10 protein-coding genes are annotated in these 13,344 nt (G+C 61.9%); 5 read left to right on the forward strand and 5 right to left on the reverse strand.

The window, feature by feature from the left end:
• Positions 1-178 precede the first annotated feature (178 nt).
• From dnaN to ACO41U_RS05410, 4 genes are read left to right on the forward strand one after another with little or no spacing between them, the layout of a single operon-like run.
• The gene (gene dnaN, locus ACO41U_RS05395; protein ID WP_485942212.1) at positions 179-1,351 is read left to right on the forward strand and encodes a DNA polymerase III subunit beta; all 1,173 of its coding nucleotides are present in this window, start codon (positions 179-181) and stop codon (positions 1,349-1,351) included.
• 24 nt (positions 1,352-1,375) lie between these two features.
• The gene (gene recF, locus ACO41U_RS05400; protein WP_485942214.1) at positions 1,376-2,401 is read left to right on the forward strand and encodes a DNA replication/repair protein RecF; all 1,026 of its coding nucleotides are present in this window, start codon (positions 1,376-1,378) and stop codon (positions 2,399-2,401) included.
• Positions 2,402-2,434: 33 nt separating this feature from the next.
• Positions 2,435-4,327 carry a tRNA uridine-5-carboxymethylaminomethyl(34) synthesis enzyme MnmG gene (mnmG, locus tag ACO41U_RS05405; RefSeq protein ID WP_485942216.1) on the forward strand — a complete coding sequence of 631 codons (1,893 nt, stop codon included), beginning with the start codon at positions 2,435-2,437 and terminating at the stop codon, positions 4,325-4,327.
• On the forward strand, positions 4,324-4,854 hold the full coding sequence (locus ACO41U_RS05410) for a DciA family protein (RefSeq protein ID WP_485942218.1): 531 nt from the start codon (positions 4,324-4,326) through the stop codon (positions 4,852-4,854). Before mnmG ends, ACO41U_RS05410 begins: the two co-directional genes overlap by 4 nt.
• A 29-nt stretch (positions 4,855-4,883) precedes the next feature.
• Here ACO41U_RS05410 and ACO41U_RS05415 read toward each other — a convergent pair whose 3' ends face one another.
• Both ACO41U_RS05415 and ACO41U_RS05420 read right to left on the reverse strand, forming a co-directional pair.
• Positions 4,884-6,119, reverse strand: a complete 1,236-nt coding sequence (locus ACO41U_RS05415; protein WP_298781212.1) for a four-carbon acid sugar kinase family protein — start codon at positions 6,117-6,119, stop codon at positions 4,884-4,886.
• Between the two features lie 65 nt (positions 6,120-6,184).
• Positions 6,185-8,239, reverse strand: a complete 2,055-nt coding sequence (locus tag ACO41U_RS05420) for a TerB N-terminal domain-containing protein (RefSeq protein WP_485942220.1) — start codon at positions 8,237-8,239, stop codon at positions 6,185-6,187.
• Between the two features lie 128 nt (positions 8,240-8,367).
• On the opposite strand from ACO41U_RS05420, the gene ACO41U_RS05425 reads away from it, so the two are divergent.
• The gene (locus ACO41U_RS05425) at positions 8,368-8,592 is read left to right on the forward strand and encodes a putative Se/S carrier protein (protein ID WP_298781207.1); all 225 of its coding nucleotides are present in this window, start codon (positions 8,368-8,370) and stop codon (positions 8,590-8,592) included.
• Positions 8,593-8,610: 18 nt separating this feature from the next.
• Here the strand turns inward: ACO41U_RS05425 and ACO41U_RS05430 are convergent, their stop codons facing one another.
• The 3 genes from ACO41U_RS05430 to ACO41U_RS05440 all read right to left on the reverse strand — a co-directional run bounded on the left by ACO41U_RS05430 (position 8,611) and on the right by ACO41U_RS05440 (position 12,998).
• Entirely contained in the window at positions 8,611-9,495 is an 885-nt protein-coding gene (locus tag ACO41U_RS05430) for a DUF2156 domain-containing protein (RefSeq protein ID WP_485942223.1), read from the reverse strand.
• Positions 9,496-9,620: 125 nt separating this feature from the next.
• Positions 9,621-9,923, reverse strand: a complete 303-nt coding sequence (locus tag ACO41U_RS05435) for an HU family DNA-binding protein (protein ID WP_298781203.1) — start codon at positions 9,921-9,923, stop codon at positions 9,621-9,623.
• Between the two features lie 2,259 nt (positions 9,924-12,182).
• Positions 12,183-12,998 (reverse strand): slipin family protein, encoded by an 816-nt coding sequence (locus ACO41U_RS05440; protein ID WP_485942225.1) that lies wholly within the window; start codon positions 12,996-12,998, stop codon positions 12,183-12,185.
• Positions 12,999-13,344 lie beyond the last annotated feature (346 nt).

A 13,344-nucleotide genomic window follows, 5' to 3' on the forward strand; every position in this document is an offset into this window, starting at 1 on the left:
ACACAACAACCGAAATCGACGGCATCGCGTCAACTTATCCACAGACTTGTTCGAGGTTATTACTATTACTGTTACTAAAAAATAAAAAAACAAAAGAAACCTCAAACCAATACACAACCAGCAAACGCCAAACGTAAAAAAACTCCAACAAAAAAGACCCAAAAAAGGAGGACCTGGAATGAAACTGGAAATCAACCGAACGGAATTCCTCAAAGCCTGGCAGATGGCCGAACACTCCAGCAACGCCAAAAGCGCCATGAACGCCGTCAGCGGCATCCTGGTCAACGCAGGAGATGCCGTCACCCTTGAGGCGACCGACTTCAAGACCGCCATCCGGTGTACCGCTTCGGGGGTCCAGACCGTCGAGGCCGGCTCCGCCGTCCTCCCCGTCCGCCTCTTTGGGGACTTTCTGAAGAAAATTCAGTCGGACACCGCCACCCTGGAAGTCGTTCAGGAGCGCGGAACGCTTACGGCCGGGCGAAACAAGATGCGCTTTTCGACCTTTCCCGTTTCGGAGTTCCCCAACATCCCGCGCAGCGACAGCGCCTTGGCGCTCGCCGACGTCCTGGCCGCAGACCTGATGCAGGCGATTAACGAGGGCTCCGTGGCCAGCTCCACGCCGGTGGACTTCCCGAAGTACCTTGGGACCTGCCTCGTGAAGGTCCAGGAGAACCTGATGAGCGTCGTTTCCACGGACAGCAAACGGCTCTCCATCTCGAAGTGTCCCTGCAAGTCCAAGGCCGAGCGGGAGATGATGCTGCCCATCCCCGCCCTGAAGGAGCTGAACCGGCTCACCGGCCTGGGGGACCCGGAGTCACACGTCCAAATCCTGAACGACGGCTCGACAGCCTGGTTTCAGCTCGAAGGGGTGGAGTTCTCCATCCGGTGCGTGGAGTCCGCCTTCCCAAACTACGAGCGGATCCTGACCTCCGACGTCCTCACGACCCTTCGGGTCCGCAAGGACGAGATCCTCCCGGCCCTGGAGCGGCTGGACATCATCGCCCGCAACACCCCGGCCCACCTCGTGGTGCTCCGGCTCTCCCCAGGCGGAGAGCTTGAGATGACCGCGAAGGCGCCGGACTTCGGAACGGCCTTTGAGGTGTTGAGTGCCTCCATTGACGGGGACCCTCTGCGGGTGGGCTTCAACCTGACTTACCTCCAGGACGGCGTTCGAGCTCTGAGGGGCGGCGAAGTGACGGTGGAGTTCAACGGCGAGGAGGGCCAGACCCGCGTCCTTCAGGAGGACTCGGACAGCTTTCTCTACATGCTCATGCCGGCGCGCATCGCCCCTCAGGACCTCCTGGAGGGCACGGAGGAGGACGCGGCAATGGAGCGGGATCAGCAGGCGTGACCGTCAACCTGCACCGGCGGAGCCATGCGGTTTGAGGCCTGCGCCCTAAGGGACTTCCGCAGCTTTCCGTCCGCGCGGTTTGAGTGGGGGCCGGGGCTCAACCTCATCTGTGGGCCCAACGGGTCCGGGAAGACGAACCTCCTGGAGGGCCTGAACCTCCTCTCCGGCTGGGGGCCGTTCGGGGGCCGCATCGGCAGGGTCGTGGCCTGGGGCTCCCGCGAGGGGCGGGCCCTGCTGGCTGCGCGGGCGGCAGGGGAGAGCGGGCACGAGCTTCAGGCGAAGATATCGACGCGTCTGACCCTCAGAGCGGACGGCAAACAGGCGAGCTGCACGGAGGTCCGCCTTTTGGTCCCCTCCATCGTCTTTCTACCCACCGACATCGACCTGATTGACGGCCCTCCCGCCGTGCGCCGCCTCTTTTTGGATCGGCTCTCCGCACTGTGCCTGCCCCCTTACGCGCGGCGCCTGGCGGAGTTTCGGCAGGTGGCCCGACGGAGGACGGCCCTCCTGCGCCAGGGACGCTCGCCTCGGGCTACCACTCTGCCCTTTGCCCGTATGGGGGGCTGGATCCTGGAGGCCCGACGCCGGGTGTGTGTGCGCCTGTCCCTCGCGCTGGATGGGACGGACGCTTCGGCGCCGCCCTTCTCCATCGCCCTGAGGCCCGCCCTGACCGGGAGCGGGGAGGAGTACCTCCTGACGGCGCTGGCGGAGCACGAGGAGCAGGAGGCTCGGGCCATGCGCCCCCTGGTGGGTCCCGGACGCGACGACCTGGAGGTCACGGCCCTGGGCCGTCCGGCGTCAGAGTCCCTCAGTCGAGGGCAGAAGCGACGCTTGGTCCTCGCCCTGATCCTGGCCGCCGGAAGGCTTGTGGAGGCCCGGATCGGCCGCAAGCCGGTGTTGCTCTTCGACGACCTGGCAGCGGAGCTGGACGCGGAGGGGCGGGCGGCAGCGGGGACCGCCCTGGCCGGGACCGGCTGGCAGGTCTTCCTCACCGGCGTGGAGGACCCCTTTCCCGATCTGGACAAGAACGTCTGCGCCCTGTTTCGATGAGCGTCAAGGCGGATTCCCCTGGAGGTCGATCCCTTGTTTCAGGAACGATATGACGTGGTGGTCGTCGGCGGAGGGCACGCCGGCTGCGAGGCGGCGCTGGCCGCTGCGCGCATGGGCTGCCGCACGCTGATGCTGAACCTGAACCTCGACAACACGGCGATGATGCCCTGCAACCCCTCGATCGGAGGCCCGGCAAAGGGCCACCTGACGCGGGAAGTCAGCGCCCTGGGCGGGGAGCAGGCGAGGGCCGCGGACGCCTCGACGCTGATGGTCCGCTGGCTGAACACCTCCAAGGGTCCGGCCGTTCGGGCTCTCCGGGCCCAGTGCGACCCGGCGCTTTACGGGCTGCACTACCGCAGGCAGCTCCTGTCTCAGGCCAATTTGGACGTGATTCAGGACGAGGCCGTGGAGCTTCTGACCCGGCCGGACGGGAAGGGGAGGCGCGCGACGGGCGTCCTGACGCGGTACGGCGTGCGCTACGATGCCCGGACGGTGGTCCTCTGCGGCGGCGTCTACCTGGGAGGGCGCGTTTTCGTGGGGGCTCGCTCCTTCCCCTCCGGCCCCATGGGCCAGATGCCTGCGGAGGGCCTGCTGAAGTCACTCGCGTCCCTGGGCCTCAGGATGGGACGCATGAGGACGGACACCACGCCGCGCCTGAACCTGGCTACGATCGACCTCAGCGTCGCCGTCCCCCAGAGGTCGGCCGAGGAGCCCCTCTGCTTCGACCTGTGGGGGGAAAAGCGCCTCCACCGGTCGGACTACGCCTGCTGGCTCTCCCGGACCACGGAGCGAACCTATGAGGTCCTTAGGGCGAACATCGGGCGTTCCCCCCTCGTCGCCGGAGGGCTGAGGTCCAACGGGCCCCGGTATTGCCCTTCGATCGAGGACAAGTTCCTGCGCTTCCCGGACCGCAGGACGCACCCCATCGTCTTTGAGCCCGTTTCCCTTGAAACGGGAGAGGTCTACATTCAGAACTTCTCCACCAGCCTGCCCTACGACGTGCAGGTGGAGCTGGTCCATTCCCTGCCCGGCTGTGCCGACGCCAAGATCCTGCGGCCCGGATACGCCATCGAATATGCGTATCTAAGCCCTGACCAAATGTCACCTTCTATGGAGAATCGGGAGGTTTCGGGCCTCTTCACCGCGGGGCAGGTGAACGGCACCTCAGGCTACGAGGAGGCGGCGGCTCAGGGGCTTCTGGCGGGCGTCAATGCCGCCCTTCAGGTGAAGGGAGAGGCACCGCTGGTCCTGGGGCGGTCTGACGGCTACCTCGGCGTGTTGGTGGACGACCTCACGACGAAGGGCACGGAGGAGCCGTACAGGATGCTGACCAGCCGCTGTGAGTACCGGCTCCTGATGCGGTGGGACAACGCGGGACGCCGTCTGAGCCATTTGGGGCGGCGGGTGGGGTTGATCGACGACGCGCGGTGGGACGCCCTCGCAAAGCGGTGGGCACGGGAAGACGGCGAGGCGGAACGGCTGAAGGCGACACGCCTGACCCCTTCGGAGGAGTGGGCTGCGCTCTTTGGCGAGGCGGGGGTGGAACCCCCGGCGGAGCCCCTGTCCGGGGCGGACCTCCTGCGGCGTCCGGGGGTGACCTACGACTTGGTTTCGAGGCTGTCGCCCCCGGAGCGTTCTCTCGACGAGGAGGAGGCACACTGCGTCGAAACGGCGCTGCGTTATGCCGGCTACCTTGAGAAGGAGGCCCGCACGGCCCAGCGCACGGCTGCCATGGACGGCGTCCCGATCCCGCAGGACCTGGATTACGGCGCGGTGACGGGGTTGAGCGCCGAGGGCCGTCAAAAGCTCTCTCGCTGGCGGCCCCAGTCCCTGGGCCAGGCCCTTCGCCTGTCGGGCGTCACCCCGGCGGACGTGCAACTGCTCTCGGTGGTCCTTCGGCAGCGGGGTCGGAGGAGCGGAGGATGAGGGACGCGGTCGCCGAGCGTCGGACGGCTGCGCCGGAGGAGCGGGTGACGGCGGGGCGGCCCAGGCTGGACCGCATGGTGTCCGTGAAGGACCTTTTGGGACGGCTCGTCCCGCGGAACGTCCGAGCCGAACGGCTGAGGGAGATGGTGCGGTGCTGGTCCCTCGTGGTGGGGGCCGCGAGGGCGCGGAATTCCGCGCCCTACGATTTGGTGGCGGGGGTGCTCTTCGTGGCGGCGAAGACGCCCCACGCGGCGCAGCAGCTGAACCAGATGAAGGGGAACGTCCGGCGCGCCCTCAAGGAGCGCTGGGACCTGGACGTTGACGAGGTGAAGGTCACGTTGGGAGCGCCGCCCATGAAGCCCGCCGTTTCGGGCCAAAGGCCCGGAAGGCGCGCTCCGGCCATCGAGCCGCCGGAGGCGGAGGTCCGGCGCTTCCGCAGCCAGTGCCCTCCGTCCCTGACGCCGGAAACCGCCCAGGCCCTGGCCCACCTCAGGGCCTTCTTCGCCCGGCGCTTTCCCCGACCCTGAAGCGCTGAAGAAGTCCGGTTAAAAAATCACTACATCCAGGGGAGCCCGCTCCTGCCCTCGCTGCGGTGAATGAAGAACTCCATGCAGTGGACCAGGGCGCTCTCGCCGCCCAGGGAGCCACTCTTGGTGATGAGGGGGAGGCCGTCAAAGGGGCCGCCCACCAGCGTCGTGAGGGTGATCCCCTCCTGGATTTCCCGCTCCAGGGCCACGTTCTCCGCCCGGGCACGCTGGGCGATGCGGGCGGCGCAGTCCCCTCCCGCCACGCAGAGCCCGCCGATCCTCGCATGGCCCATGATCTCGCGGGTGGTGTTCGCCATCAGGTCCAGGAACCCCGCCACGTCCTCGTTGGGGTAGTGGCCGCGGATAAAGCGTCCCTCCTCGTCCTGCGCCACCAGCAGGATGGACTGCCCACAGCGCAGGAGCGGGTCCGCCAGCTCTGCGGTGAGGGGGAGCATCGCTTCCGCCAGGTCGCCGTTCAGGCCCGCGATGCTGACGGGGATGGTCTTGACGTAGCCCTGATCGACCAGCTGGCGCGCCTGGCGGAGGCTTCTGGGGTGGGCCGTCCCCACGACGAAGACGAAGGACTTTGGAGCGGTGGCCAGAGCGTTGGCCAGGCCGATGGACCCGACCCACAGGACGTCCTTGACGGAACGGGCCTTCAGGACGCCGCTGACGATGAGGCGCAGGTCCTCGTCGTTCTCGGCGTCGAAGCAGTAGCAGCCGTTTTGAGCCACGACCTCTGCCGTCCTCTGGGTACGGATATCCTCCCGTGAAACCTCCCTGGGGTCCATCCCGGACTCCCGCAGGAGTTTCGCCACGGCGGCGGAGCTCGCCGGGTGGGCGGTGGTGGCCGTCTGGGGGGACATGGGCTCCTGCCGGTCCAGGTGCAGGGTGCCCTCCTCCACGGCCTTGCGGCTCCTGGAGAAGGCGGAGGCCACGACGATGCAGTCGAACTTCAGCGTGTCGGCGGCGGCGCGGAGCTCAGGGCCCACGTTGCCCCGAAGGCCCGGCTCGATGCGCTTGAAGAAGGCCGCGCTCTCCTTCCAGGGCAAAAGGTCGCGGGCTACGTTCTCAACCCTCTGGGCGGCGCGTTCCGGGGACAGGAAGAACGTTTCCATGTCCAGGGCCACGGCGGAGTACTTGCGCAGGGCGCCCATGGAGCCGGGGTCCAGCGTCACCGCGGCGTTGTACCCGCCGTTCATGAACTTTGCCGCGATCTCTACGGCGCCGGTGTAGTCGTCTGCAATGATCACATAGTCGAACACAGGGATCCCTCCTGAATCACTCAGAGCCGCCCGAAGGGGCGGCGGGTTTTATGCCGTACAATCGGCTACGAGTTTCTGAAGAGCGGCGACAGGGTCTTGAGTAGGGCCTCGCCCCGTTCCAGCGGCGCGCGCTCCTCGTAGGGCGGTGGGGTGGCAGAGGAAACGTTCAGGACGCCACAGACCCTCTCCCGCAGGGCCTGCTCCTCCGCCTGGGTTTGGGGAAGGAAGCTCAGGAAGTCGAACAGGAAGTTGCGCAGGTCGGCCAGGTCCTCCCCCTGAAGCCAGAACTGGACCAGCTCTCCATAGCGCTCGACGGGGTGGTGGGCGGGGACGTCCAGGAGCCCCTGGGCCTCCAGCCGGACGTTGTCCTCCGTGGAGAGGGAGAAGTAGTGGTTCAGGCGCTGCCGCAGTGGTTCGAAGAGCTTCCGGATCCGGACCTCCATCAGGGCGCAGAGGAGGTCCAGCAGGAAGGAGGCCGCGAGGTAATCCTGTGAGAGCCTGGCCCCAAGCTCCAGAGGGAGGAGGAGGATCGGGTCCTCCCATCCGTAGTCCCAACCGGGCAGCCCCAGGTTGGGCAGGATCTGATAGCCCTCCACCTGAGCCGTTTCCACCATGTTCTTTCGGTCGCCCCCGTGAACCTTATCCGTCGAGCAGTCCAGGCCCATCAACGCGCCCAGCGCGCCCAGGGTGGAGGTCAGGGGGCCGTCGTCGCCACCCTGCCTCAGGGCCTCGACGAATCCCTCGAAGTCGGGCCGTCCCTCCAGGCTCTCCGCCGCGGTCTTGGGCTGTCGGGGCGTCAGGTCGGCGACGAAGTCCCGCCACACGGCGACGAGGGGGTCGAAGACGCCGAGGTCCTCGAAGAAGTTGGGCAGCTCCACCACGCCGTTTGAGGCCTCCTTCTTCGCGTCCAGGGAGGGGTTCGTGGGAGTGTAGGCGAGGGTCAGGGAGGTCTTGGGCTTCGGGAGGATCAGCCCGCCGTTCGTGGCTTCCTTGTAGAGCGGCGTGAACTTCTGAAGAAGTTCGTCGGAGTGGGCGACCTGCGGTGCCCTTTCGCCCAGGGCGGCGGTCCGAAGCCTCTCCGACGTGCGAATCAGGGTGAAGGCCACCGCGGAGGGCAGAGGGAGTTTTGAGTTGGCGTAGGACCCCAGCAGCATGATTAAGAGCTCGCCCGGCACGACGAGGAGTTTCTTGCAGAAGCTCAGGAGCTCGTCCTCCGACAGCCAGATCTTGGCGGCCAGCCAGGTGATGAAGTGGATGAGGCTCGTCAGCACGGCGTCCCAGCGGATCAGGGGCAGCAGGCGAAAGGCCTCCGCAAGGCACAGGCCCATGTCCAGCCGGTCCGCGATGACGCGCCGCTCCAGGCCGTACAGCCACAGGGAGGGGTAGCAGAGGTGAAGGGGGGGCTGAATGCGTCCGCCCGCGAGCCACGTCAGGTAGACGCCCCGCTGGAGGGGCGTCATCTCGGCGTAGGAGGCGGCACCGTCGGCGGGGAGGGAAGCACCCTCCTGAGGGTACTCCACTGGCAGGACGACGTCGATGCAGCAGGGGTCCTTGACGGAGCTGGGGCCGTCGGACCAGTAGGTCACCGGCCCAAGGATGACGAGGTCCCCCACCTGCAGCGAGCCCGTACGGCCGCACCAGCGCAGGAGCGAGGCAGAGGGCTTCGCCTTCTTCGGAGGTTCTGCCGAGGAGCCGTAGGCGTAGGGGGAGTCCTCGCCGAGGGTTGCGGGCGCAGCGGCCGAGTAGGTGGCGCTCCCCACCGCATTGGGGGAGCTGATGGGCTTTGCGGCCAGGACTGTATCGCAGGGGACGACCTCCTCCTGAAGGATGGCGATGCTGCGGCCCTCTTGCGGCGCCGGAATGGCCTCGGGTTGAGGCGTGACCTCCTCCGCCGGAGCCTCTGGGGCCTTGACTTCGGGCGCACCGATCTCAAGCCGATCCTCCTGGGGCGCTTCGGGGGGCGCGGCCTGGACTCCTTCCTGCGGGGCAGCCTCCTGAGGGGGCTGCGGGTGCTGGCGCGTCTGCTGCTTTTTGAGCAGCGCGCCGAATGCAACGGCCACGAAGATCCCCAGCACCAGGTAGAACAACTCCGCTCCCTCCCCTTTTCGTCGCTTCGTCACGACAAACGTATCCTTACATTATACCCGTCCACGTCCTTTCGGAAACTTCGCTGGGTCGGCCGGGCCCTTTTCGTTTTATAATTGGGGTCGTGGCAGCAAGGACACCTTCGGGAAGGAGTGGGTTAGGATTGAGCTGCATCGCAACCTTTAAGACGACCAGCATGGCGCTGATGTTCGAACGGACCTGCCGTGGCGCGGGGATATCGGCGCGCATCGCCCCCGTACCGCGCAAGCTGTCCTCCAGCTGCGGGCTGGCCTGCGAGTTTCCCTGCGAGGCGCTGGAAACGGTGGAGTCGCTCGCTGCGGACCACAAGATCGACGTGGCCGCCGTTCACGACCTGGAGAAGCTTTAGCGGACTTCAGTAGGGCGCTTATTTGATACGCACGCTGTACTTCTTCAGCATGTCCGTCGGGCCGTAGGACAACTTGGCGGCGCGGAGCCCCTCCTCGCCCATGTCCTCCTCCCGGTTGACCCAGTCGTATCCGGCGCCCTGGTTCTTGAGGAAGAGCTGATTGATGGCCTGGTAGCTTCCAGCATACTCGCCGAAGGCCTTCTCGAAGCGGATGTCGAGGGTCCGGCTGTCGAGCTCCTCCGCGATGGTGTAGGCGACGATCTCGTCGTCCACCTTCAGGATGCCTCCTAGGAAGGGAAAGTCGTCCCAGCGCTCCAGGGCGGCGCGGATGGCGAGGTCCTCGTCGTAGAGCGAAACCGTTTCGTCCTCCGTCATGGTGCTGTCGCGGTGTGCGCGCCACCGCTCCTGAAACTCCATGACGGCGGGAAAGTCCTCCGGGAGCATGGGGAAGTAGTCCCACTCGTAGCTCGATGAAAAGGCCCGGACGCGGTTGCGCTTGTGGGCGTACTTCTTCCCCTTGAGCTCGATGAGCTCCGGCACGGAGTAGACGTATTCCCACTGGTCCCGGTCCTCCTCGACCTCAAGGGTCCCCTTGAGGTCCTCCGGGATGAGCTGTACGGCCCCCTCCGGAACGTCGAAGAGGACCTCCTCCGAGGCGAAGTGCTCCAGGGTGCGGCGCCAGTCGAGCTGGCTCCAGTCCCCGACGGGTCCGCAGATTCCAGGCTTCGGTCCTCTGGAGCGCAGCCAGTACACGGTTTCATCGAGGGCCAGGTCGATGGGGACGCTTGCCAGCCACCCCCACAGGCCAAAAAATGAGTACTCCGCGTAGTGAACGGGGCACCGTTCAAAACAGGAGGTGTAGCTTTCCTTGTCCTCCCAGGCTATGGGCTTGAATTGAAGCATTGTGTTTTTTCCTTCCTTAGGGCGGGCACGGCGTGCCCTGACGGTGCGGGCGGTTGAGCGTCCGAAAGAGTAAGAAAAAAGCGGCTCGGACGGCCGCCTTTTTCTCGTTTTGCAGGTTGCAGGGACTACTTTGCCTTTTTCTTGCCCTTGATGGCCAGAACTTTCTCCTTGAGATCCTTGCCGGGGCGGAAGACGGGCACCTTCTTGGCGGGGATCTTCACGACCTTGGTGGGGTCCTGGGGGTTGCGGCCCTCGCGCGCCGCGCGCTCCTTCACTTCGAAGACGCCGAATCCCACGAAGGTGCACTTCTCGCCTCTGGCAAGGGCGCCCTCGATGGAAGCAAACACTTCCTCCACGACGGGGACGACGTCCTTCTTCTTCAGAAGCAGCTTCTCCGCAATCGCATCAATAAGTTCCGCTTTGGTCATTGCTTACGCCTCCAAACAAAGATTTTCCTGCATTTTATCAGCCTTTACGAAATATGCAAGGCCTATTTTGAATTTAAAGGACCATGTCGCAAGACTTTAGAGGATTTTAAATTGATTTAAGTATAAATACGTAGCTCTGATGCCCTTGCCTCCTGTCACACGCTTTGGCTTCCGAGGCAGTGCTTCTTCTCTCCAATAAAGAGCAGTAAAAGTTAATCTCTTTATACGCTAAACTAGTCGATATATAATATATTTATTGTTATAACATTAATAAATAATAATTTTTAATGAGGAATTGCCCCCATTTCCCTATAGAACATAGGAGTGCGCTGCAGGCCTTTTGTTGCAGGGCTCCATCAGGGTGCCTTATGGGCCCGTTGGGTCCAAGTCATCCACAAAGTTAATCACATATCCACATAAGTTATGCACATTTCCCTTCGAGTTTCTTCTCCTGAAACGATGAGAAGATGGACCCCTTAAATCCTCTATAACTGTGGAATCATCAAGCCAGCCTAAGCAGAGAGCCAACTAGCAGCAGATCATGGAATGCTAGAAGCATAATTTCACAGCAAATTAAATTTAAGGAAGTCTGGTGATTTATCTTCTTTAGCGAAACCCTGAGGATGCTGACAAGCACCAAGGAGGTAATTTTTGATTAAACTGTCGAAAACTATGAATTGGATATTGATGAATGAACGGGACGTTGGGGTTTTAATAGGATGTTTTGGCTTGAATATCTTTCTAAACGATTCGTAGACAAAAACGGCTTTTGTAAGCCTCAACAAAAGCCAAACTGTACATAGTGATACGGCGAGCAGGAGGAACGAAACAACGTGCTAGATGTTCGATATGAAACTGAAATGAGAATATCGCCATTCATCTTGAGTTTTCAGTGATAATTACAAAATTTTTGGGGAAGAAACAAAGCTGCGGTTAGCGTAATTTGCCGAAATTTGCCAAGATGCCTAGCTTGTCTTGAAGAGATTTAGCCATCCGCGTTTGAGGATGGCGTACACACGTCGTCAATGAGCGAAAAATTTTAGCATATCTTGCTCTCATGAGGTGGACATTCGCAAGGTTGTCGATTTTAGTGTTCTTTGTTACGAGTTCAGACGAATCGAAGAATAAAAGGGTGTTTGGATGGTAATGTGTAAAATGACGATGACGATCCGCATTAGGTATTTTTGTGGGGACACTCTACAGAGGGCTCCTCTGACGGGCCGGGAACCACATTGGTTGCGACGTGTTTCGGGACAGCTTTTTATGACGCTGTGGTTAAGCTTGTCGTTTCCACAAGTATCTATTTTAACTGTCATGATAGGGATAAATTTGCAATAGGACGATCGAGTTGATCAAAGTTGTAGAAGTTAGCTGACGATGGGTTATGAGAGCGCTGAGGAAAGCTTGCGTGATTCATCTCCCCTCCGTGAGTAGGTGATGCGCGTTACGAGGCGAAGGGGTTGTTTTTCAGGGGCAACAACTTCCAGCTCCATCAGGACGCTCTCCGATCCTGGGGCCAAAAATCTGGAGTTTGTCTTTTGCTTGGCTCAGCTTGATCGTAATAATTTGCGATTCAAGAGATTTACTTAGTTAGAGCTAGCCTCTAAGTCATTTTGCTAGGGTTGCTAGTTTTTCGCCTTGTTTCACGTGAAACACTAAAGAACAATAGGAAATAAAGACGACTCGGGGAAGACATGTTATGCAGTCCTAAAATAGCACTGAGAGTTAATTATAACAGGCACCACTCCCAAGTAGAAATGAGTGCCCATGCACCAAGATATTTTCAGAATCTTATGGAATGTTTTCATTCCTGCACACAAGGAATTTCGTTTTGCAAATTTTATATAACGCGAAGGTTTAAAGTGACGGTTCCGAAGCTGATACCAATTCACGTTAAGGGAAATGCTTAGTGTTTTTGACTCCTTGGAAGGGGGGCTGTCCCGAAGGTGGAGCAATCCATATAAAACGCGATTGGGTATTATCTTCGCACCAACATCGTTGTCCGGCTCAAGTTCGGTGAGGCAATGCTCGTACGAAGGGCTTCATTTTGTGAAATGACAAGCCCTCTTCCGCAGCATGCCGGACAAAACGCTCGTTGAATCGCACATAAAGAGTATTGTAAAGCTGACTTTAACTAACCTTAAGGTGCGGGCGTCCTGCGTTCAGGTCCGTTTGGACTGTCAAGCCGCAGTCTATGGGCACAAAAAAAGCGCCCGCTGGGGGCGCTTGGTCGGTTTTTCGTCCCTTTGGAGGCCGACGTCAGGCTTTGCCCGGGCCCTCCGGGGCCCGACCGAAGGCCTGGTTGATGAAGGGGCGCAGCAGGTCGATGGGGATGGGGAAGAAGGTGGTGGAGTTGCGCTCCCCAGCGATCTCGCGGATGGTCTGCAGGTAGCGCAACTGCAGGGTCACGGGGGAAACCTCCATCTGCCGCGCGGCTTCGGAGAGCTTGGTGGCCGCCTGAAGCTCGCCCTCCGCCGCGATGATCTTGGCGCGGCGCTCCCGCTCCGCCTCGGCCTGACGGGCCATGGCCCGCTTCATGCCCTCCGGCAGCTCGAGCTCCTTCACCTCCACCGCGCTGACCTTGATGCCCCAGGGATCGGTGCGTTCGTCGATGATCTCCTGCAGCTCCTGATTGATCTTCTCACGGGAGGAGAGTACCTCGTCCATCTCGACGGACCCCACGACGGAGCGGAGGGTGGTCTGGGCGAGCTGGCTGGTGGCGACGATGTAGTTCTCCACCTCCACCACAGACTTCGACGGGTCCAGGACCCGGAAGTAGACGACGGCGTTCACCTTGATGGCGACGTTGTCCTTCGTGATGACCTCCTGCACGGGGACGTCCAGCGTCAGGATGCGCAGGTCCACCGTCACCGCCCGGTCCAGCAGCGGGATGAGCAGGACGATGCCGGGGCCCCGGCTGCCCACCAGCCGTCCCAGCCGGAACAGGACGAGGCGCCGGTACTCCGGGACGATCCGCACGGAGAATGACAGGATAAAGAGGAGGAGGACGACGGCCATGAAGAGGCCCCCAAGGTTGGAGAGGATGAAGGCAAGGTCATTGGAGTCAAGAACCATAACGATCACTCCCTGTTTGAATTTCGGACGGCGGCGGCCGTCCGCCGACGCGGTCGGTTTAAAGAGCATAGCATAAAAAACGGTGTTAAGAACAGAAAAGAAGTGTTCCCAAAGCTGCAGGTTGCGACGACTCGATCGGGGACCCGGCCCGTCGCCGTGCAGGTTAAGCCGGGCTTGGCCTTGCCCCAGTCCGGTGCGGCAGAAGACGAGCAAACCCTGCCCCTGCTGCGCTTATGCGCTATACTATGAGCGCGAAGCGGAGGCCCTTTCGAGTTTTGTGTTCGCCTATTGGCTGGAGGAACGCTGCATGGATTTGAAACGTGTGGGCATCAGGATCCTCGTGACG

It is taken from the genome of Fretibacterium sp. (genome assembly GCF_057312375.1).